17 protein-coding genes are annotated in these 18,979 nt (G+C 61.5%); 13 read left to right on the top strand and 4 right to left on the bottom strand.

What is annotated here, in order from left to right; translation table 11 throughout:
- The first annotated feature begins 13 nt into the window (after positions 1-13).
- Together D3P04_RS21315 and D3P04_RS21310 are read left to right on the top strand one after the other, a co-directional pair.
- Positions 14-928: a LysR family transcriptional regulator gene (locus D3P04_RS21315; protein ID WP_119751895.1), complete on the top strand. Its 915-nt coding sequence runs from the start codon at positions 14-16 to the stop codon at positions 926-928.
- Positions 929-982: 54 nt separating this feature from the next.
- Positions 983-1,774 (top strand): inositol monophosphatase family protein, encoded by a 792-nt coding sequence (locus D3P04_RS21310; RefSeq protein WP_182912959.1) that lies wholly within the window; start codon positions 983-985, stop codon positions 1,772-1,774.
- Between the two features lie 158 nt (positions 1,775-1,932).
- On the opposite strand, the gene D3P04_RS21305 is transcribed toward D3P04_RS21310, so the two are convergent.
- A complete protein-coding gene (locus D3P04_RS21305; RefSeq protein ID WP_119751894.1) occupies positions 1,933-2,289 on the bottom strand; it encodes an SMR family transporter in 357 nt (118 codons plus the stop codon).
- 121 nt (positions 2,290-2,410) lie between these two features.
- Between D3P04_RS21305 and purB the strand changes: the two genes are divergently transcribed.
- From purB to gap, 4 genes are all read left to right on the top strand, one after another.
- Positions 2,411-3,724, top strand: a complete 1,314-nt coding sequence (gene purB, locus D3P04_RS21300) for an adenylosuccinate lyase (RefSeq protein WP_119751893.1) — start codon at positions 2,411-2,413, stop codon at positions 3,722-3,724.
- 84 nt (positions 3,725-3,808) lie between these two features.
- A complete protein-coding gene (locus tag D3P04_RS21295; protein ID WP_119751892.1) occupies positions 3,809-4,816 on the top strand; it encodes a FliG C-terminal domain-containing protein in 1,008 nt (335 codons plus the stop codon).
- A gap of 135 nt (positions 4,817-4,951) precedes the next feature.
- Positions 4,952-5,095, top strand: a complete 144-nt coding sequence (locus D3P04_RS23485; RefSeq protein ID WP_182912958.1) for a hypothetical protein — start codon at positions 4,952-4,954, stop codon at positions 5,093-5,095.
- A gap of 101 nt (positions 5,096-5,196) precedes the next feature.
- Entirely contained in the window at positions 5,197-6,198 is a 1,002-nt protein-coding gene (gene gap, locus D3P04_RS21285; RefSeq protein WP_119751890.1) for a type I glyceraldehyde-3-phosphate dehydrogenase, read from the top strand.
- A gap of 99 nt (positions 6,199-6,297) precedes the next feature.
- Here the strand turns inward: gap and D3P04_RS21280 are convergent, their stop codons facing one another.
- Both D3P04_RS21280 and D3P04_RS21275 read right to left on the bottom strand, forming a co-directional pair.
- Positions 6,298-6,768: an META domain-containing protein gene (locus D3P04_RS21280; protein ID WP_119751889.1), complete on the bottom strand. Its 471-nt coding sequence runs from the start codon at positions 6,766-6,768 to the stop codon at positions 6,298-6,300.
- Positions 6,769-6,844: 76 nt separating this feature from the next.
- On the bottom strand, positions 6,845-8,452 hold the full coding sequence (locus tag D3P04_RS21275) for an acyl-CoA dehydrogenase family protein (protein ID WP_408634413.1): 1,608 nt from the start codon (positions 8,450-8,452) through the stop codon (positions 6,845-6,847).
- Between the two features lie 224 nt (positions 8,453-8,676).
- Between D3P04_RS21275 and hisC the strand changes: the two genes are divergently transcribed.
- The 5 genes from hisC (at position 8,677) to D3P04_RS21250 (ending at position 14,725) form a co-directional block, all read left to right on the top strand.
- Positions 8,677-9,771: a histidinol-phosphate transaminase gene (hisC, locus tag D3P04_RS21270; protein WP_119751887.1), complete on the top strand. Its 1,095-nt coding sequence runs from the start codon at positions 8,677-8,679 to the stop codon at positions 9,769-9,771.
- Positions 9,768-10,700: a prephenate/arogenate dehydrogenase family protein gene (locus D3P04_RS21265; protein WP_119751886.1), complete on the top strand. Its 933-nt coding sequence runs from the start codon at positions 9,768-9,770 to the stop codon at positions 10,698-10,700. Before hisC ends, D3P04_RS21265 begins: the two co-directional genes overlap by 4 nt.
- Before the next feature lie 336 nt (positions 10,701-11,036).
- Positions 11,037-11,582, top strand: a complete 546-nt coding sequence (locus D3P04_RS21260) for a gamma-glutamylcyclotransferase (protein WP_119751885.1) — start codon at positions 11,037-11,039, stop codon at positions 11,580-11,582.
- 91 nt (positions 11,583-11,673) lie between these two features.
- Positions 11,674-13,005 carry a biopolymer transporter ExbB gene (locus D3P04_RS21255; protein ID WP_232845116.1) on the top strand — a complete coding sequence of 444 codons (1,332 nt, stop codon included), beginning with the start codon at positions 11,674-11,676 and terminating at the stop codon, positions 13,003-13,005.
- A gap of 1 nt (position 13,006) precedes the next feature.
- Entirely contained in the window at positions 13,007-14,725 is a 1,719-nt protein-coding gene (locus D3P04_RS21250; protein ID WP_119751884.1) for a peptidoglycan -binding protein, read from the top strand.
- A gap of 169 nt (positions 14,726-14,894) precedes the next feature.
- Here D3P04_RS21250 and D3P04_RS21245 read toward each other — a convergent pair whose 3' ends face one another.
- Positions 14,895-16,943, bottom strand: a complete 2,049-nt coding sequence (locus D3P04_RS21245; RefSeq protein ID WP_119751883.1) for a TonB-dependent receptor domain-containing protein — start codon at positions 16,941-16,943, stop codon at positions 14,895-14,897.
- 140 nt (positions 16,944-17,083) lie between these two features.
- Here D3P04_RS21245 and D3P04_RS21240 point away from each other — a divergent pair, with 140 nt between their 5' ends.
- Both D3P04_RS21240 and D3P04_RS21235 read left to right on the top strand, forming a co-directional pair.
- On the top strand, positions 17,084-18,118 hold the full coding sequence (locus D3P04_RS21240) for a hemin-degrading factor (protein ID WP_119751882.1): 1,035 nt from the start codon (positions 17,084-17,086) through the stop codon (positions 18,116-18,118).
- Positions 18,115-18,975 carry a heme/hemin ABC transporter substrate-binding protein gene (locus D3P04_RS21235; RefSeq protein ID WP_119751881.1) on the top strand — a complete coding sequence of 287 codons (861 nt, stop codon included), beginning with the start codon at positions 18,115-18,117 and terminating at the stop codon, positions 18,973-18,975. The genes D3P04_RS21240 and D3P04_RS21235 overlap by 4 nt, the downstream gene beginning before the upstream one ends.
- Positions 18,976-18,979 lie beyond the last annotated feature (4 nt).

Below are 18,979 nucleotides of genomic sequence, written 5' to 3'. Positions count from 1 at the left end.
GAAAGCTGCTCATATGCATCTGGAACTGCGCCATCTGCGGACCGTTCGTGCCGTTCATGAACAAGGCGGGCTGGCCCGTGCGGCAGACAGCCTGAATATGACACAATCCGCGCTTTCGCACCAGATCAAGGCGCTGGAGGATCAGGCCGGGGTCGAACTTTTCGTGCGGCGGGCCAAGCCCATGCGCCTGTCCGCCGCAGGAATGCGCCTGCTGCGGGTAGCCGAGCAGGTGCTGCCGCTGATCTCTGCCGCCGAGGCGGAATTCAAGGGCGTCGAGATGGGGCGGGTCGGGCGGTTGCATATCGCCATGGAATGTCATGCCTGTTTCGACTGGCTGTTGCCGGTCATGGATCAGTTCCGCCGTGCCTGGCCCGATATCGATCTGGATATCCGTCAGCGTCTGGCCTTTACGGCCTTGCCCGCTTTGACACGGGAAGAGGTTGATCTGGTGATATCCTCTGATCCGGAAGAACTGCCGGGCGTCGTCTTTCACTACCTGTTCGATTACTCGCCCACGCTGGTCGTGCCCGCCGCGCATCCCCTTGCTGCCAAGGGCTATGCCGAGCCGCAGGATCTAGCGTCCGAGATATTGCTGACCTATCCGATGGACCGGGCGCGGCTTGATGTGTTCAGCGATTTCCTGACTCCTGCCGGCATCTCTCCGGCGCAGCAGCGTACCGTCGAATTGACGGATGTTTCGCTGATGCTGGTCGCTTCGGGGCGCGGCGTGGCGGTCATGCCCGACTGGGTGCTGCGCCGTCACGCCGCCAATCCTGAACTGGCCCTGCTTCCGCTTGGACAGCAGGGGATCAGGCGCAAGCTTTACGCCGCTGTGCGCGAGGCGGACATGATCTATCCCTACATGTCTCATGTATTGCGGCTTGCGCGCACCGAACCCTTGCGAATGCTGCGCGAACCTGCCCAGTGATCCTTGGCATTTCCGGCGGTTGCGCATATGACGCGCGCAACCCGATAGGAGCGAATGATGGCAAGCGCCAATCTCAACATCATGATCAAGGCCGCCCGCAAGGCCGGGCGCAGTCTCGTCAAGGACTTCCGCGAGGTCGAGAACCTTCAGGTCAGCGTCAAGGGGGCAGGCGATTTCGTCAGCCGTGCCGACCGCGAGGCCGAGCGGATCATCAAGGAAGAACTGCGCAACGCGCGGCCGAATTACGGCTGGCTTGGCGAGGAAACCGGCGAGGAACCGGGCGAGGACCCGACCCGCCGCTGGATCGTGGATCCGCTGGACGGAACCACGAATTTCCTGCACGGCCTGCCGCATTGGGCCGTCAGCATCGCGCTCGAGCATAAGCGCGAGATCGTCGCGGCGGTGATCTTCGATGCCGCCAAGGACGAGATGTTCGTGGCCGAGAAGGGCAGCGGCGCCTATATGAACGATCAGCGGCTGCGGGTTTCCGGACGCTCGAAGCTGGCGGAAAGCGTGTTCGCGACCGGTATTCCCTTTGCGGGGCGTGGCCCGCTGCCAGCGTCGTTGCAGGATCTGGCCCGGCTGATGCCGCTGGCCGCCGGTGTGCGCAATCTGGGCGCGGCTGCGCTGGATCTGGCCTATGTCTCCGCCGGTCGCCATGATGGCTATTGGGAGCGGTCCAACAATCCGTGGGATGTAGCCGCGGGCATACTTCTGGTTCGCGAGGCGGGCGGCTTTGTCGAGGGGATCCGCGACGGTGACGACCCGCTGGAATCGGGCCGTCAGATTGCCGCCAATCCGCAGGTTTTCGCCGCCTTCGCCAAGGTGATCCGCAACAGGGATTGATAAGGTCCTGCGATTGCCAAACGGAACCGGGAAGCGCCAGCCCGTCACGCGAATGCGTGCAAAGCACGACGGGGCGGTCGGGCGCGGCACGGCGGGCCGCTGGCCCTTGATTCCGGGCGGGGAGACAGCGGCGAATTCAGACTGCGCTCCGTCTCTGCTTAATGCCCCACGGTCTTCGAAAACAGATTCACCACCAGCACGCCTAGCACGATCAGCCCCAGCCCGATCACCGCCGGAAGATCCAGGCGCTGCCCGAAGACAACCAGTCCGATCATGGCAACCAGCACGATGCCGACCCCGCTCCACACCGCGTAGGCGATGCCAAGCGGCAGGACCTTCAGGCTGACCGACAGCAGATAGAAGCTGAGCAGATAGCAGATCGCCATGCCGATGGTCGGCAAGGGGCGGGTGAATTGCGCCGAAAGCTGTAACAGCGACGTACCCACAACCTCGAGGACAATCGCCACCAGCAGCGCGATATAGGGAAGAAGCAGCACGACGTCACCTCTGGGCATGAAGATTGCAGGCGCTGCAAATTGACCGAGAGGCGGGCAGAGGTCAACCGGTGACGGGTTTGCGGCTTGCCCCAGCGGCAGCGGGGCGCTATGCCGCCCTTGACTGACAAGGAGCCTGCCGATGATCCCTCGTTACGCCCGCCCGGAAATGACCGAAATCTGGTCCCCCGAGACGAAATTCCGCATCTGGTACGAGATCGAGGCGCATGCCTGCGATGCGCAGGCAGAACTTGGGGTGATCCCGAAAGAAAATGCCGCCGCCGTCTGGCGCGCGAAGGATGTCGAGTTTGACGTGGCCCGTATCGACGAGATCGAGGCGGTCACGAAACATGACGTGATCGCGTTTCTCACCCATCTGGCCGAGCATATCGGTTCCGACGACGCGCGCTTCGTGCATCAGGGGATGACATCTTCGGATGTTCTGGACACGACGCTGAATGTCCAGCTTGTCCGCGCCGCCGATATTCTGCTTGCCGATATGGACAAGCTTCTGGCGGCACTGAAGAAACGCGCATATGAACACAAGGACACCCTGCGCATAGGCCGCAGCCACGGCATCCATGCCGAACCGACGACGATGGGCCTGACCTTCGCGCGGTTCCATGCCGAGATGGCGCGGGGCAAGGCCCGGCTGGAGCGGGCGCGCGAGGAAATCGCCACCGGTGCGATCTCGGGCGCGGTAGGCACTTTCGCGAATATCGATCCGTTCGTGGAAGAGCATGTCTGCAGGAAACTGGGCCTGCACCCCGAGCCGATCAGCACACAGGTCATTCCGCGCGACCGTCACGCGATGTTCTTCGCGACGCTGGGTGTCATTGCTTCGTCGATGGAAAATATCGCTATCGAGATCCGCCACATGCAGCGGACCGAAGTGCTGGAGGCCGAGGAATTTTTCAGCCCCGGTCAGAAGGGCAGTTCGGCGATGCCGCATAAGCGCAATCCGGTGCTGACCGAGAATCTGACGGGACTGGCGCGGCTGGTCCGCATGACTGTCGTTCCGGCGATGGAGAATGTCGCCCTGTGGCATGAACGCGACATCAGCCATTCCTCGGTCGAGCGCGGGATTGCGCCCGATGCGACGATCACGCTTGATTTTGCCCTGAACCGGCTTGCAGGCGTGATCGACAAGCTGGTCGTCTATCCGCAGAACATGCTGGACAATATGAACAAGTTCAAAGGGCTGGTCATGAGTCAGCGGGTGCTGCTGGCGTTGACCCAGGCGGGCGTCTCGCGCGAAGACGCCTATCGGCTGGTGCAGCGTAATGCCATGAAGGTCTGGGAGCAGGGCAAGGATTTCAAGGAAGAGCTTCTTGCCGATTCCGAGGTTACGGCGGCATTGTCCCGCGATGAGATCGAGGAGAAATTCGATCTTGGCTATCACACCAAACATGTCGATACGATTTTCGCGCGTGTTTTCGGCGAGAATCCCGCCTGACATATTCTGCGCGGTAAATCCGTGTTAGGAATTCCGTGCCAGAATGGCCGCCTGCAAGGGAATAACGGCTGAAAAGGGCATGGAATGGCGGTGCAGACCGGGCTTAGTCCACGGCAGAAGGCAGCTATCATCGTCCGGCTATTGCTGGACGATGACGATGAGGTCACGCTGGATAACCTGAATGGCGAAAGACAGGCCCTGCTGTTCGAGGAAATGGCAAGGATGGACCTGATCGACCGTCAGACCCGTGACGACGTGATTTCGGAATTCTGCGACCATCTCGAATCTGTCGGCGTGACCTTTCCCGGCGATCTGGACGGCACGTTGGAAATCATGTCCGACCGTCTGTCGAAAGACAGTTCCGACCGGCTGCGCCGGCTGGTGATGATGACCGGGAATGGTGATCCGTGGCCACGAATACATGAGCTTTCTCAGGACGATATCCAGTCCCTGGCGGATGGTGAGGCGGTCGAGCTGATTGCCGTGATGCTGTCCAAGCTTCCGGTCGAACAGGCGGCCAGAACCTATACGGCAATGGACCCGGAACGGGCGCGGCAGGTCGCGCAGGCCATGGCGATGACACGCGATATCAGCCCGCAGGCGTTGCGCAGGGTCGGGCTGGTTCTGGCGCAGGCGGCGGATGCCCTGCCGCGTCCCGCCATCGAAATCAAAGCCTGCGACCGCATGGGTGACATGCTGAATTTCGCCAATGCGGATCTGCGCGCCAATGTGCTTGAGATGCTGGATGAGCAGGACAGGGAATTTGCGCTGGATGTCCGGCGGGCGATCTTTGTCTTTGCGCATATTCCAAAGCGGGTAGAGCCCAGGGACGTTCCCCGGATCGTGCGGGACATGAATCAGCAGGTTCTGCTTCGCGCATTGTCGCAGAACTCGGGGGAAGAAGCTGCCGCAGCGGAATTCATCCTGTCGAACCTGTCGCAGCGCATGTCCGAGAATTTGCGCGACGAGATCGCGTCACTGGGCAACGTGACGCCACAGGATGCCGAGGCGGCCACCAATGAGGTCGTGGTCCTGATCCGAAGGCTTGCGGCGGAAGGGGAACTGACCCTGATTCCGCCCAAGGATGACTGACATGCCATTACGCGCAGCCTTCGGGGCGCAAATATGGTCCGAAGGATCGGCATGCCGGGAATCCTTGTCCGAAAGACCGGTCGGGGATATCAGGAAGAGGGATGCCGATCGGGCAGGCCGTTTCCGGAGGCTGCGATGAACAATCAGGTTGCTGTGGTGATAGTCGCGCTGATCGTCGGGACGCTTGTCCTCGACCAGGTCTGGTTGGAGCAGAATCTGCTCGTGAAGGCCGGGAAAATTCTGGACGATACGATAGCGCGGCTTGCCTTTTGGCGATAGGTCCGGGCTAGACCTTTTGTGCTGCGGCATTATGGGGATTTGCATCGGCCCTCAAGCCGCGCTACAGGAATGCAACGTCATCTGGTCGGGAGAAATGAACTATGGCTGTGAAGGTCGCCATCAACGGTTTCGGTCGCATCGGGCGCAATGTCTTGCGGGGTATCGTGGAATCGGGGCGGACGGATATCGAAGTCGTCGCCATCAACGATCTTGGGCCGGTCGAGACCAATGCCCATCTGCTGCGCTATGACAGCGTGCATGGACGCTTTCCTGCCGAAGTGAAGGTCAATGGTTCGGCTATCGATGTCGGCCGCGGCCCGATCGAAGTGAGCGCGATCCGCAACCCTGCCGAACTTCCCTGGGGGCATATCGATATCGTGCTGGAATGCACCGGTATTTTCACCTCGAAGGATAAATGTCAGGCGCATCTTGAGAACGGCTCGAAGCGGGTGCTGATTTCGGCTCCGGGCACGGATGCCGACAAGACGATCGTGTTCGGCGTCAACGACAATACGCTGACCAAGGACGATATCGTCGTTTCCAACGCAAGCTGCACGACGAATTGCCTGTCGCCTGTCGCCAAAGTGCTGAATGACAGCATCGGCATCACCCGCGGTTTCATGACCACCATCCACAGCTATACCGGCGATCAGCCGACGCTGGACACGATGCACAAGGATTTGTACCGCGCCCGCGCCGCCGCCCTGTCGATGATCCCGACCTCGACCGGCGCCGCCAAGGCCGTGGGGCTGGTGCTGCCCGAGCTGAAAGGCAAGCTGGACGGTGTGGCGATCCGCGTGCCGACGCCGAATGTTTCGGTCGTCGATCTGACTTTCGAAGCCGCCCGCGATACATCGGTGGATGAAATCAATGCGGCGATCAAGGCTGCTGCCGACGGTCCCCTGAAAGGTGTTCTGGGTTACACGGAAGAGCCGCTGGTGTCGTCCGATTTTAACCACGACCCGCATAGCTCGATCTTCCATATGGATCAAACCAAGGTCATGGAAGGCAAGCTTTGCCGCATCCTGACATGGTATGACAACGAATGGGGCTTTTCGAACCGCATGGCCGATACGGCGGTTGCGATGGGCAAGCTGATCTGATCAGGTCAGCCTGACAAATGAAGAAAGGCGGCGAAGTCATCCTTCGCCGCCTTTCTTATATGATAGCAACCGGTCAATTGGTTGTGGGTCAGCTGCCGGTCATTGTCCGCCGCGCACCTCGTCAAGCGCAGTGACGCTGCTGCTCGCCCGGACGCCACGCTCGAAGATCAGCCATGTCGAGGGCGATTTGACCTTCAGCACACCGCCATAGAATTCCATTTCGGTTGCCGATTGCAGCACCGAGAAGAAGCGGTTTTCAAGTTCCGAGTTCTTGCAGGCCATCCTGTTCGAAACGATCGGTTCAAGCGCGACGGCGGGCAATTCGGCGGTGTTCTGTGCCGAATAGCCATTGCATGGACCAAGGCCCGATACCCGCGTTTCCTCGACTTTAAGCGTCACGTTCCGCAGGGGCACCGCGGCGCCGTCCATGCCGACCAGCACATAATCGCCGCCCGGGATAAAGCCGCGGTCATCCGGTGAAATCTCCGGAGCCGGTTCGCAGGCAGCAAGAGCAAATGCGGCCATTGCGGCGGCAATCGGAAGACCAATGCGGGCTGGTCGGAACATCATTTCTCTCCTTAGGCGGTCTGATCGAGACTGAACGCAGTAAATCCGCTTTCGTTCCAGACTTCTAGCGAAATTCGCGTTACCCTAAAAGACGCCGCGCGATCACTTGCGCCTGAATTTCGGCCGCACCCTCGAAAATATTGAGAATCCGGGCGTCGCAAAGCACCCGGCTGATCTGATATTCAAGCGCGAAACCGTTGCCGCCGTGGATTTGCAGCGCGTTATCCGCTGCCGCCCATGCCACGCGCGCGCCCAGAAGCTTGGCCATCCCGGCTTCAAGATCACAGCGGTGACCGTGATCTTTTTCCCACGCGCTGAAATAGGTAAGCTGGCGGGCGATCATGATTTCGACTGCCATCATCGCGAGTTTATCGCTGACGCGCGGAAATTCGATCAGGGCCTTGCCGAACTGTTTGCGGTCAAGGGCATATTGCAGGCCAAGCTCCAGCGCGTTCTGCGCAACGCCAATGGCGCGGGCCGCCGTTTGAATCCGCGCTGATTCAAAGGTTTGCATAAGCTGCTTGAAACCCTGACCGGCGACCCCGCCAAGAAGATTTTCGCCTCTGACCTCGAATCCGTCAAAGCCGATCTCGTATTCCTTCATGCCGCGATAACCCAGAACCTCGATCTCGCCACCGGTCATGCCGGGCGTCGGGAAGGGGTTTTCATCGTCACCCGGGGTTTTCTCGGCGATGAACATCGACAATCCGCGATAATCACTCGTTTCCGGCTCGGTCCGGGCCAACAGCGTCATGATATGGGTGCGGGCGGCATGGGTGATCCAGGTCTTGTTGCCGGTGATCTTCCAACTGTCGCCATCCTTCACGGCGCGGGTGCGCAGGCTGCCCAGATCGCTGCCGGTATTCGGCTCGGTAAATACGGCGGTCGGCAGGATTTCGCCGCTTGCCAGACGAGGCAGCCAATGCTCTTTCTGCTCGTCCGTGCCGCCGCCCAGAATCAGTTCGGCGGCGATTTCGCTGCGGGTGCCAAGGCTGCCCACACCGATATACCCGCGCGAGAGTTCCTCACTGACCACGACCATGGCGGCCTTGGACATGCCGAGACCACCAAGATTTTCGGGGATGGTCAGGCCGAAAACGCCCAGTTCCGCCAGTTCCTCGATGATCTGCATCGGGATGAAATCGTCTTTCAGGTGCCATTCATGCGCATGCGGCACCACCTTGTCATCGGACCAGCGGCGGAACTGATCGCGGATCATCTCAAGATCCTCGTCCAGCCCGGTCGCGCCGAAACTTGCGCTGCCCGGATTGTCCGCCATGAGCCGGGCCAGCCTTGCCCGCACATCGGGCGTATTGCCTGCCATCAGCTCACGCGCGGTTTCGGACGGAGTCCAGTCGATGCCAAGATCCGAAAGACGCGCGAATTCGTTCTGGCTCATCGGGATCCCGCCAGCGATCTGGGTGAGATATTCGCCAAATCCGATCTTCAGGATCAGCTCTTCCATCTCGCCCGAGACACGATCCGACCAGGCGCCAAGCTGGGCCAATGCCTCGACATAGGTGGTCAGCCACGAAAGTGCATGAGTGGCATGCTGATGCTGTTCAAGCAATGCGGCATCCACCTTGCCTTCCGGGGCAACTACGGCCCGCAAGGCATCGGTCCCCCGTTTTTGCAGATCCCTGATCTCGGACAGGACGGTTGCGGTCAGGTCGCGCATGTCTTTCATCGAATCTTCCTTTCGCGGCATTGCAGCATTGCTAGATCCTATGAAGGCGTTGCGCAACTATAATGCGCAATCGGCATAAATTCAGACTAAATATGTCGTGACAAATCCGGCCCTCTTCCGGCGGGGCATGCGACGCAGCGCCATGGATTGCCGTTATCCGCCAATTCAGGCTTTCAAAGCGTTGATGCGGCGACTAAACCGGGCCCGCAAAAGGAGGGTCGGCGATGAATCGGATTACCCCGAAACCCGGCATCATGGATATCGCGCTTTATGTCAGCGGCGAAAGCCGGTTGCAGGGGCATGAAGATGTGCTGAAACTGTCCTCCAATGAAAACCCGCTTGGATGCAGCGAGGCGGCGAAGGCGGCTTTCGCGCAGGCAGCGGCAGAGCTGAACCGTTATCCGTCGACCGACCACGCCGGATTGCGCGACGCCATTGCCGAAGTGCATGGGCTGGATGCGTCCCGGATCATCTGCGGGGCAGGTTCGGACGAGGTGCTGCAATTCGTGACCCATGCCTATGCGGGGCAGGGCGATGAAATCATCACGACCGAGCATGGCTTCTCGATGTATCCGATTCTGGCCCGCATGGTGGGCGCAAAGCCGGTCACGGTGCCCGAGGCCGAGCGGCGGGTAGATGTCGATGCCATCCTGTCGGCGGTGACGGAACAGACGCGGATCGTCTTTCTCGCCAATCCGGGGAACCCGACGGGAACCATGCTGGACGAAGAAGAACTTGACCGGCTGGCCAGCGGTTTGCCGGATCATGTCCTGCTGGTCCATGACGGGGCCTATACTGAATTCACGGATGGCTTTGACGGTGGGCTGTCGCTGGTCGAACGTTATTCCAATGTGATCATGACGCGGACCTTCTCGAAGATCCACGGGCTTGGCGGGCTGCGGATCGGCTGGGGCTATGCGCAGCGAGAGATGATCGACGTGCTGAACCGTCTGCGGCAACCCTTCAACCTGTCCTCGGCTCAGCTTGCCGCCGCGGCGGCCGCGGTCCGCGACACGAATTTCACCGCCCATTGTGCCGCGGAAAATGCCCGCTGGCGCGACTGGACGCGCAATGCGTTCGTGCAGATGGGCATCGGCTGCGACGAGAGCTTCGCCAATTTCCTCTTGGCCCGCTTCGTCAGCCCGGAAGAGGCCGACGCCGCCGACGCCGCCTTGCGCGAAGATGGGATCATCGTACGGCGCGTAGGCGGTTATGGCTTGCCGGAAGCGTTGCGGATCACCGTGGGCGATGAGGCGGGATGCCGCCGGGTTGTCGGCTGTCTCAGCCGCTTCATGGCGGGCAGAAGGGCTGTGGAATGAGCGTGATCTATGACCGTGTCGCCCTGATCGGACTTGGCCTGATCGCGGGCTCGATGGCGCATGCCATGCGCGAAGCCGGGCTTGCGCGGGAAATCACCGGCTATGCGCGCAGCGCGGCGACGCGGGAAACCGCGCGTGAAATCGGGCTTTGCGATATGGTTTGCGACAGCGCGGCCGAAGCTGTTGCCGGCGCCGATCTGGTCGTTCTGGCCGTGCCGGTGGGGGTCATGGGCACGGTTGCCGCCGAGATCGCCCCGCATCTGGCGGCTGGCGCGACGGTGACCGATGTCGGCTCGGTCAAGCAGGCGGTGATCGCGGCGGTTCAGCCGCATATTCCCGCAGGTGTGCATTTCGTGCCCGGTCACCCCTTGGCCGGGACCGAGCATTCCGGCCCGCGTTCCGGCTTTGCCAGCCTGTTCCGCAATCGCTGGTGGCTGCTGACTCCGCTGCCGGACAGCGACGCGGGCGCGGTTGACCGGCTGGGCCGCTTGATCACCGCAATGGGCGCCAAGATGGACCGGATGGAGCCCGCCCATCATGATCTGGTGCTGGCCGTGACCAGCCATGCGCCGCATCTCATCGCCTATACGATGGTCGGCGTGGCCGATCATCTCAGCCGGGTGGCGGATGAAGAGGTGATCCAGTATTCCGCCGCCGGTTTCCGTGATTTCACCCGCATTGCGGCCAGCGACCCGACCATGTGGCGCGACGTCTTCCTGCATAACAAAGAGGCGACGCTGGATATCCTTGGCCGTTTCACCGAGGAGCTGTTCATGCTGCAAAGAGCGATCCGCATGGGCGACGGGCCGCAGCTTTACGATTATTTCACCCGCACGCGCGCGATCCGCCGCGGGATCATCGAAGCCGGGCAGGACACCGAAGCTCCGGATTTCGGACGCAGCCCCGATGCGAAAGGCCAGGATATCTAGGGCATGTCGCGTTGAACCGGAAATGCCGGTGAATTGCGTCCCGCGATGGCCGGGGGCCAGCCCCCGGACCCCCGAGGTATTTGGACAAAGAAGAAGCAGAGGAAGCGGAATCTGGCGGGCGCGACATGCATCAGGATCCGGCCTGTTGCGTGAAATCTGCAAATCGGCGCTGCGTGATGCCCGGTTGGCGGCCGGGCGGCTTACGGGCGGGGCCCTGGTTTCGTGCCGGGAGCTTGCCGAACTGACCGTGTTTCAAATTGACGTAAAATCTTTCCGGGGGCTTTCAATCCCGTCATGCGTCACCTAGTTTTTCATCGGATGAAAGGCATTTCGGCGATGGAAAAGGTTTTCTGGGTCTTCGGCTATGGCTCCCTGATGTGGGATCCAGGCTTTAATCCGGTCGAGACGGTCAAGGCGCGGCTTAGCGGCTATTCACGCAGCTTCTGCCTGCGCTCGATCACGTTTCGCGGCACCCATGAGGCACCGGGTCTCGTATTGGGTCTTGATGAAGAGCCCGGGGCGGAATGCCGGGGTCTGGCATTGCGTATCGCCGAAGACGAACATTCCGGGGTGATGGAATATCTGCGTGCCCGCGAACTCGCAAGCAGCGCCTACCGGGAAATGATCGTCCCGCTGCATCTGGAGGATGGGCGCGAAATTCATGCGATCGCCTATGTGATGCGGCGCGATCACTGGCAATATGCCGGGGGCCTTTGCACGAATGAGCAGGCGGATATCATCGCGCGGGCACATGGCGGACGCGGCCCGAATGCGGATTACCTGTTCAACACCGTGCGCCACCTTGCGGAAATCGGCATGAATGACGAGATGCTCGAGCAGCTTTCCGAGGATGTGCGCCGTCTGATGACGGATCAGGCTTAAGCATCGGTCGGCGTTGCGAGTGCTTGGCAAGTCAATCGCAGCATCCTACACTTCGCGCGAATGACCCTGCTTCGATCAGGAAGGTGAGCCCTTGAGCGATCCGAACACCGGCCAGACCAGCGACAGGCCCAGGCAGAAACTTGCTGCCCCTGCAAGGCGTATGCCCACCACGCATCCGCATTTCTCGCAGCCTGTCCGGCAGATCCTGATGATGCTGACGCTGCTGGTTCTGGTGCTGGTCGGGGGCTGGTTCACCTATGGGCGCATCCTGCCGATCTTCATGGCCAATCGCTGGCTGAACGGGTTGATCCTGTTTGTCTTCGCGCTGGGGGTTCTGGCCTGTTTCTGGCAGGTTCAGCAACTTATGCGCTCCGTCCACTGGATCGAACGTTTCGCCGGGCATCGCAGCAATGCGGTGGAAAAGGGTCTTGCGGCGCGTGGTGTGGAAGATGGCGATCAGCCGCCGCGCCTGCTGGCGCCGCTGGCTGCGCTGCTGGGCGCGCGGGGTCCTGCAGGGGGGGTGATATCGACGGGATCGGCGCGGTCGATCCTTGAATCCGTCGCCACCCGGATCGAAGAACTTCGCGATATCACCAAATATCTTGCCAATCTTCTGATATTCCTTGGCCTGCTTGGAACCTTCTACGGGCTGGCGACGACCGTTCCGGCGGTGATCGAAACGATCCGCGCCCTCGCTCCGCAGGATGGCGAGACAGGCGCCCAGATGTTCGACAAGCTGATGAGCGGGCTTGAAGCCCAGCTTGGCGGCATGGCGACGGCGTTTTCATCCTCGCTGCTGGGGCTGGCGGGATCGCTGGTGGTCGGCCTTCTGGAACTGTTCGCCACCCATGGCCAGAACCGCTTTTACCGCGAGCTGGAGGAATGGATGTCGGGCTTCACCCGCATCAGCATTTCCGGCGATGGCGAAGAGGGCGGAGCAGGCGCGGGCAGCGGGTTGATGGATCAGATCGCCGTGCAGATCGACTGGCTTCAGCAGTTCCATGCCGAGCGCGACGTGATCCGTGACGAAGCGGCGGCGATGGCGGATGAGCGGGTTCTGGCACTGGTCGAAACCGTGGATGCATTGGTCAAGCAGTCGGGGGCAGAACGCGAAGAGGCCAGCCGGCAAGCAGCCGAATTGACGGCGGCGGTGGGCCGGATGGCCGATGGTCAGGACCGGCTTGCCGCGGCATTGCAGGGGCAGGGGCAGGGGCAGGGTTCGGGCGTGGATGCCAGGACACTTGACGTCGCGCTCGAACGTTTTGCCCGGCATCTCAGCGAAGACCGCGACGAGATGGTGTCGGAATTGCGGCTTGATCTTCTGGTGCTGACACGGGCAGTCCGGGCGGCGCGGTTCTCGGATCCGTTCCGCGACGATCAACTGACCATTCCGCCCCTGTCGCAACGCCGGCAGGAGGAATGAAATGGCGCTGAATCGCGCCTCGACCAATCGCTTTTCCGCCACGATCTGGCCCGGTTTCGTGGATGCGATGACCGCGCTTCTTCTGGTGCTGATGTTCGTTCTGACGATATTCGTCATCGTCCAGTCGGTGCTGCGCGAACAGATCACCGATCAGGGCAGCACGATCACCCGGCAGGAAGAGCAGATTTCCCGGCAGGAGCAGCGGCTGAACCAGCTTGGCCAGCAGGTATCCGCATTGGGTCAGGCGCTGAGCGTCTCCGAAGAGCAGGGGGCGGAACTCGAGGAACGGCTTGCCGAGCAGAATGACGCGCGTGCGGGCCTTGAGGAACAGCTTGCGCAGGCCGAGGCGCAGGCCCGCGACCGCGCGGCGCATATCACCCGGCTCAGCAACCAGCTGGACAGCAGCAGAACCGAATTGCAGGACGCCAAATCCCGGCTGACGGATTTCGAGGCCGAGGTGGCGACGCTGATTGCCGCGCGCCACAAGGATTTCGCGGAATCCGCTGCCGCGCAAAAAGCGCTGCAGGACCGGTTGGATCAGGAACAAGAGCGTGCCTCGGCGGCGGAACTGGCGGTTGCCGCCGCGCGCGAGGAAACCGACGCCAATGCCGAAACCGCCCGGCTGGCCGCTGCCCGGCGCGAGGCGCTTGAGGCTTTGGTGGCCGATCTTCGCCGCCGGAATGCCGAAACCGGCGGAGAGACGGCGCAATTGCGCGAGGATCTGGCGGCCACCGAAACCCGGCTGACCAAGGCTGAAACCGCCCGTCTTGCCGAGGCCGAGGCGGCGAAGGCCCTGCGTGAACGGTTGGAAAAATCGGATGCCGAACTGACCGCGATGACCCTTTCGCTTGAGGAAAGCCGCAAGCAGGCCGAAGAGACGCTGACACTTCTGGCCGCCGCGGAATCTGCCCGCGATCGCCTGTCCGGGAATGCCGGGGAGGCTACGACCGAGGCCGATCGGCAAGCGGCCTTGCTGGAGACTGCCCGCGCCGAACTGGCCAAACAGGAGAAAATCTCGACCGAAGATCAGCGCCGACTGGCCCTGCTGAACGAACAGGTTGCGTCCCTGACGGCGGAACTGTCCTCATTGCAGGCATTGCTGGATACCGCCGGGGATGAACAGGAACAGGCCGAGTTGCGGGTTGAGGATCTGGGACAACAGCTCAATGCCGCCCTGCTGCGCGCAACCGAAGAAAAGGAACGCCGCCTGCAACTGGAAGAAGAAGCCCGCGAACTGGCCGAAGAGGAAGCGCGCGATCTTGCCCGTTACCGTTCGGAATTCTTCGGCCGGATGTCGCAGATCTTGTCCGGGCGCGAAGGGGTGCAGGTCGTCGGGGACCGGTTCGTATTTCAGTCCGAAGTGCTGTTCCCGCCCGGTGAGGCCAGCCTTTCCTCATCCGGTCATGAACAGGTGGCCGGGGTGGCGCGGATGCTGTCCGACATCGCGGATGAAATCCCGAACGAGATCGACTGGATGATCCGTGTCGATGGTCATACCGACAACACGCCCCTGTCCGGAAGCGGCCGCTATCGGGATAATTGGGAGCTCAGTCAGGCGCGGGCGCTGGCCGTGGTGCGCTATATGATTGACGAACTGGGCTTCCCGGCCGATCGGCTGGCGGCGGCGGGCTTTGCCGATACAAGACCGGTAGACGGGGCGGATACTGCCGAAAGCCGCGCCCGGAACCGCCGGATCGAGTTGAAGCTTACGGAAAGATAAGGCCCGCCCCCGTCAGCCACCGGTCTCTCATTGCCGGAATATCCGCGCCTCACCCGTCCTGCCCGGCACCCTTCTTCTTTGTCCAAATACCTTTTGGGGGGGCGCTGACGGGTCGCGCCGCTGGTTCGAGAGACCTGCCGGCGACGGGTCGCGCCTCCGGGGACAGGGATCAGAATGTCCTGCTGAGCGAGATCTTGAAATTCCGCCCGGCCGCCGGTCCCAGAAGATAGGTTGCGGGCGTGTAATCCTTGTTGGTCACGTTATCGATGCCGAAATTGACCTCTACCCCTTGCAAGGCGCCCTGATCGGGAGTCCAGATCGCATAAATGTCATGTGTGCCGAAACCTGCGCGATCCTCGCCTGCGGGATTGGTCGCGCTCACCGGTTTGTCGCGCGAGGCGGCAAGGGTGCTGCGCATCCCGAATTTCCAGCTTGATGTCGCCTGCCATGAGGCGGACAGCACCAGTCGGTTGTTGGGAAGGGTGTTCAGGTCTTCACCATCCTGATTCCGGCCGTTGACGACGGATATCGCCGCGCCAATGTTCCATGGCCCCGAGCGATAGCTTGCCTCGAGTTCGCCGCCGCGAAGATAGGCGCGATCGATATTTTCATAGGCCGGTGTCGGCGCGGGCAGGCCGGTGCGCACGATCATGTCGTCGATATGGTTGCGGAACAGGGTCAGTTTCATCGCCGCCTCGTCACCCGCCGCGAACAGGTCGCCTGCGCGGTAACTGACCCCGATCTCGATATTCTTGCCCTTCTCTTCCTTGAGATTGGGCGAGGGCGCTCCGCCCATATGGCTGTCGTAAAGCTCGTCCACGGTCGGAACCCTGTTCACCAGCGCGGCAGATCCGAAAACGGACCAATTGTCGGTCAACCGGTACATGAGGCCGATTTGCGGTTCCAGCGCCTCCGCGTTCAGCTTGCCGTCGCCCAGTTTGTCTTCAAGCATGGCGCTGTCTTTCGGCTCGGTCTTCTGCCGCTCGTATCTCAGGCCGGTATTGATCGTGAGCCGGTTCCATTCAAGTTCGGACCACGCGAATACCGATTGCGAGCGGGTATAACCCTCGGGATGAGATGCCGAATAGCCGGAACTTGAACGGTCTTGCTTGTAAGTCTCGGCGCCGATGGTCAGGTAATGGCTGTAGCCGGCGCCCGACAGATCCATGACATTCTGCGCCTTCAGCTTGGCCAGGGCATAATCGCGCCGGCCCAGCAGGCTGTCGATGATCGGCTCGTCCGGCTTGTCACCTTGTTGAACGTCCTTGATGGTGTTGGTGTATGACAATGTCACCGTGGCGTCGATCAGCCGGTTGTCCTGGGGGTTCCAGCCCCATTCCAGCCTTGCTGTCTGGTCGCGGGTCAGGATATCGCCCACGCCCCAGCCGGGGAAGCCGGGAAACAGTCCGACCTGTGAGCCCTCAAGCTGGTTGAAATCCTGATCATCGCCCTCGGCCTCCAGATGCAGATAGGATGCCTCGATATACTGATCTCCGAATGTCTTGCGGGCTTTCAGGAGCATATTTGGCGTGTCCGAGTTCGACCGCACCAGCCGGTTGCCATCCGCATCCTCGGTTTCCCCGATCGTGCGATAGGCGAAGGCGGCGAGGGCTTCGAAATCCTGCGCGGGCCGCCAGCCCCACATGACGCTGCCCACAACGGAATCGGGATTGGACGAATAGCCCAGCTTGACCCGGCCGCCGCTGTTCTGGCCTTCCGGGATGATATCGCTGGCATCGATCGTTTCCACGGCGATGACACCGCCTAAAGCGCCGACACCGTAAAGCGTGGCCGCGCTGGGACCGCGCAGAACTTCGACCCTGCCGATGAATTCCGGTTCCGCGAAAAATGAGCCCTGACGATAGCTTTGGTAATATTTCTTTTCGCCATCGATAAGCTGGATGATCCCGGCTTCGCCCGCCGCCGCCTCATCAGATCCGAAGCCCCGGATGTTGAAACCCTGACCGAAGAAGCTGGAAGATCCGACCCCCGCAACGCCGGGCACCTGCGCAAGCACATCGCCGATATTTCCGGCCGCGATCTCGTTTAGCTCCTCGGCCTCGATGACGCTGACCGATTGCGGCACGGATGAGGCGACTTTTTCGGTGCCGGCGCGAAGGATGATCGGGTCCAGCGTCAGTCCTTCACCGGCGTCCTGCCCAAGGGCGATAGAAGTCGTTCCAAGCAGCAGAGCAACAGCGGTGATATGTCTTGGCATGGCCAGTTCCCTCGCAAGCGTTCGTTATCGGGCTGGCGGGTGCTGGCGTCTTGCTTCCGCTAAATTTTCCGACTAAAGAAGTCAAGTATAATGAGTGGCCGTTGTGTGACCCGACCGGACCTGCTGCACAAGAGGCACAAATGAATGATCTGACCCCCGCCCGGCTACGGGAATTGAAGCGCGAGACCAAATCGCGCCCCTATGACCTTGCACAAGAGCTTGGCCTGCCCGAGGCTGCCTTGGTTGAGGCCGATCTTGGGTTTGGCGTGATCCGGATCGATCCGGCGCTGTCAAGGCTGATCCCGGCGGTGCAGCGTCTGGGCGAGGTCATGGCCCTGACGCGCAACCGTTCCTGCGTGATCGAGAAGATCGGCACCTATAATGATTTTCATGACGGCGATCATGCGGCGATGACCGTGGATCCCGAGATCGACATGCGCATGTTCCCCCGGCATTGGGTCCATGCCTATGTCGTCGAGACGGTAATCGCCGAGGGCACGCGCCGTTCCGTTCAGGTTTTCGACGCGGCGGGCGATGCGATCCACAAGGTTCATCTGCGCGACACCTCTGATCAGGCGGCATGGGAGGCGTTGAAGCGCGAGCTTGCGCTGCCGGATCAGACGACACTTTCGGAATTCGCCGGCCGCGCCGCGCCCGAAGGCGCCCGGATCGCGGAAGACAAGGCCGAAACATTGCGCAGCGAATGGGTGCGAATGACCGACACCCATCAATTCAACACATTGACGCGCCGCCTGAAGATGAATCGGCTTGGCGCTTATCGCGTCGCCGGCGCTCCGCTTGCGCGGCAGCTTGCCATCGATGCCGTCCCCACGCTGTTGGAGCGGGTTCAGGCAGAGGGGCAGCAGGTCATGTTCTTCGTCGGCAATGCGGGCTGCATCGAAATCCATTCGGGCCCGTTTCAGAACCTGAAGCCGATGGGACCGTGGCTCAATGTGATGGATGCGCGGTTCAACCTGCATTTGCGCGGCGATCATGTGGCCGAGGTCTGGCTTGTGGATAAGCCGACGAAACGCGGCCCTGCGATCTCGGTTGAGGCATTCGACGAAAACGGCGATCTGATCTTCCAATGTTTCGGAATGCGCCCGGAAAAGGGTGGCGATGCCGAGGGCTGGAAACGGCTGGTCGAAGCTTTGCCTGCCGGGGATGACGCATGAGAGGGCTGATCGCGGCGAGTGTCGTCTGGGCCGGGCTTTCTGCCGCGGTTGCGGCGGAATCCTATCCCGATGCGGGGAAAGTGCTGGCCATCGGCGGATCGGTGACCGAGATCGTTTATGCTCTGGGCCAGCAGGACCGGCTGATCGCGCGGGATTCGACCTCGACCTATCCCGCCGAGGCGCAGGAATTGCCGGATGTCGGTTACATGCGGGCCTTGTCACCCGAAGGTGTGCTTTCGGCCGGCCCCGATCTGATCCTGTCCGAGGAAGGCGCGGGTCCGCCCGAGACGATCGACTTGCTGAAAGAGGCCGAGGTGCCCTTTGTGACCATTCCATCGGGCACCGACGCCGAAGGGCTGACAGCGAAGATCGAGGCCGTGGCCGAGGCATTGGGCGTGCCGGACGCCGCAGCGGGACCGGTTGAAGAATTGCAGGCCGATTTCAGCAGGCTGGCCGAGAAGACGCAGGATCTGTCCGAGACCAGATCGGTACTGTTCATTCTGTCCCTGCAGGGCGGACGGGTCATGGCCTCGGGTCAGGGAACCGAGGCCGAGGCGATCATGGAGCTTGCCGGAGCGCGCAATGCGATGCAGGGTTTCGAAGGCTATAAACCCCTGTCGGACGAGGCGATCACCGCCGCCGCGCCGGATGTGATCCTGATGATGGATCGCGGCGATGGCGAGGACGGGCATGGCGCCGCAGCAGAGACGCTTCAATCATTGCCTGCGCTTGCCGAGACTCCGGCGGTCAGGAATGGCGCGGTTATCCGCATGAACGGATTGTATCTTCTTGGTTTCGGCCCACGCGCCGTAGATGCCGCACTGGATCTGCATGAAGCGATCTACGGAGACGGGTGATGGC

The organism is Paracoccus onubensis, from assembly GCF_003591515.1.
GTDB classification, from domain to species: domain Bacteria; phylum Pseudomonadota; class Alphaproteobacteria; order Rhodobacterales; family Rhodobacteraceae; genus Paracoccus; species Paracoccus onubensis.
The sequence above is the reverse complement of the archived record's forward strand: the minus strand, read 5'-3'. Positions and strand labels throughout refer to the sequence as shown.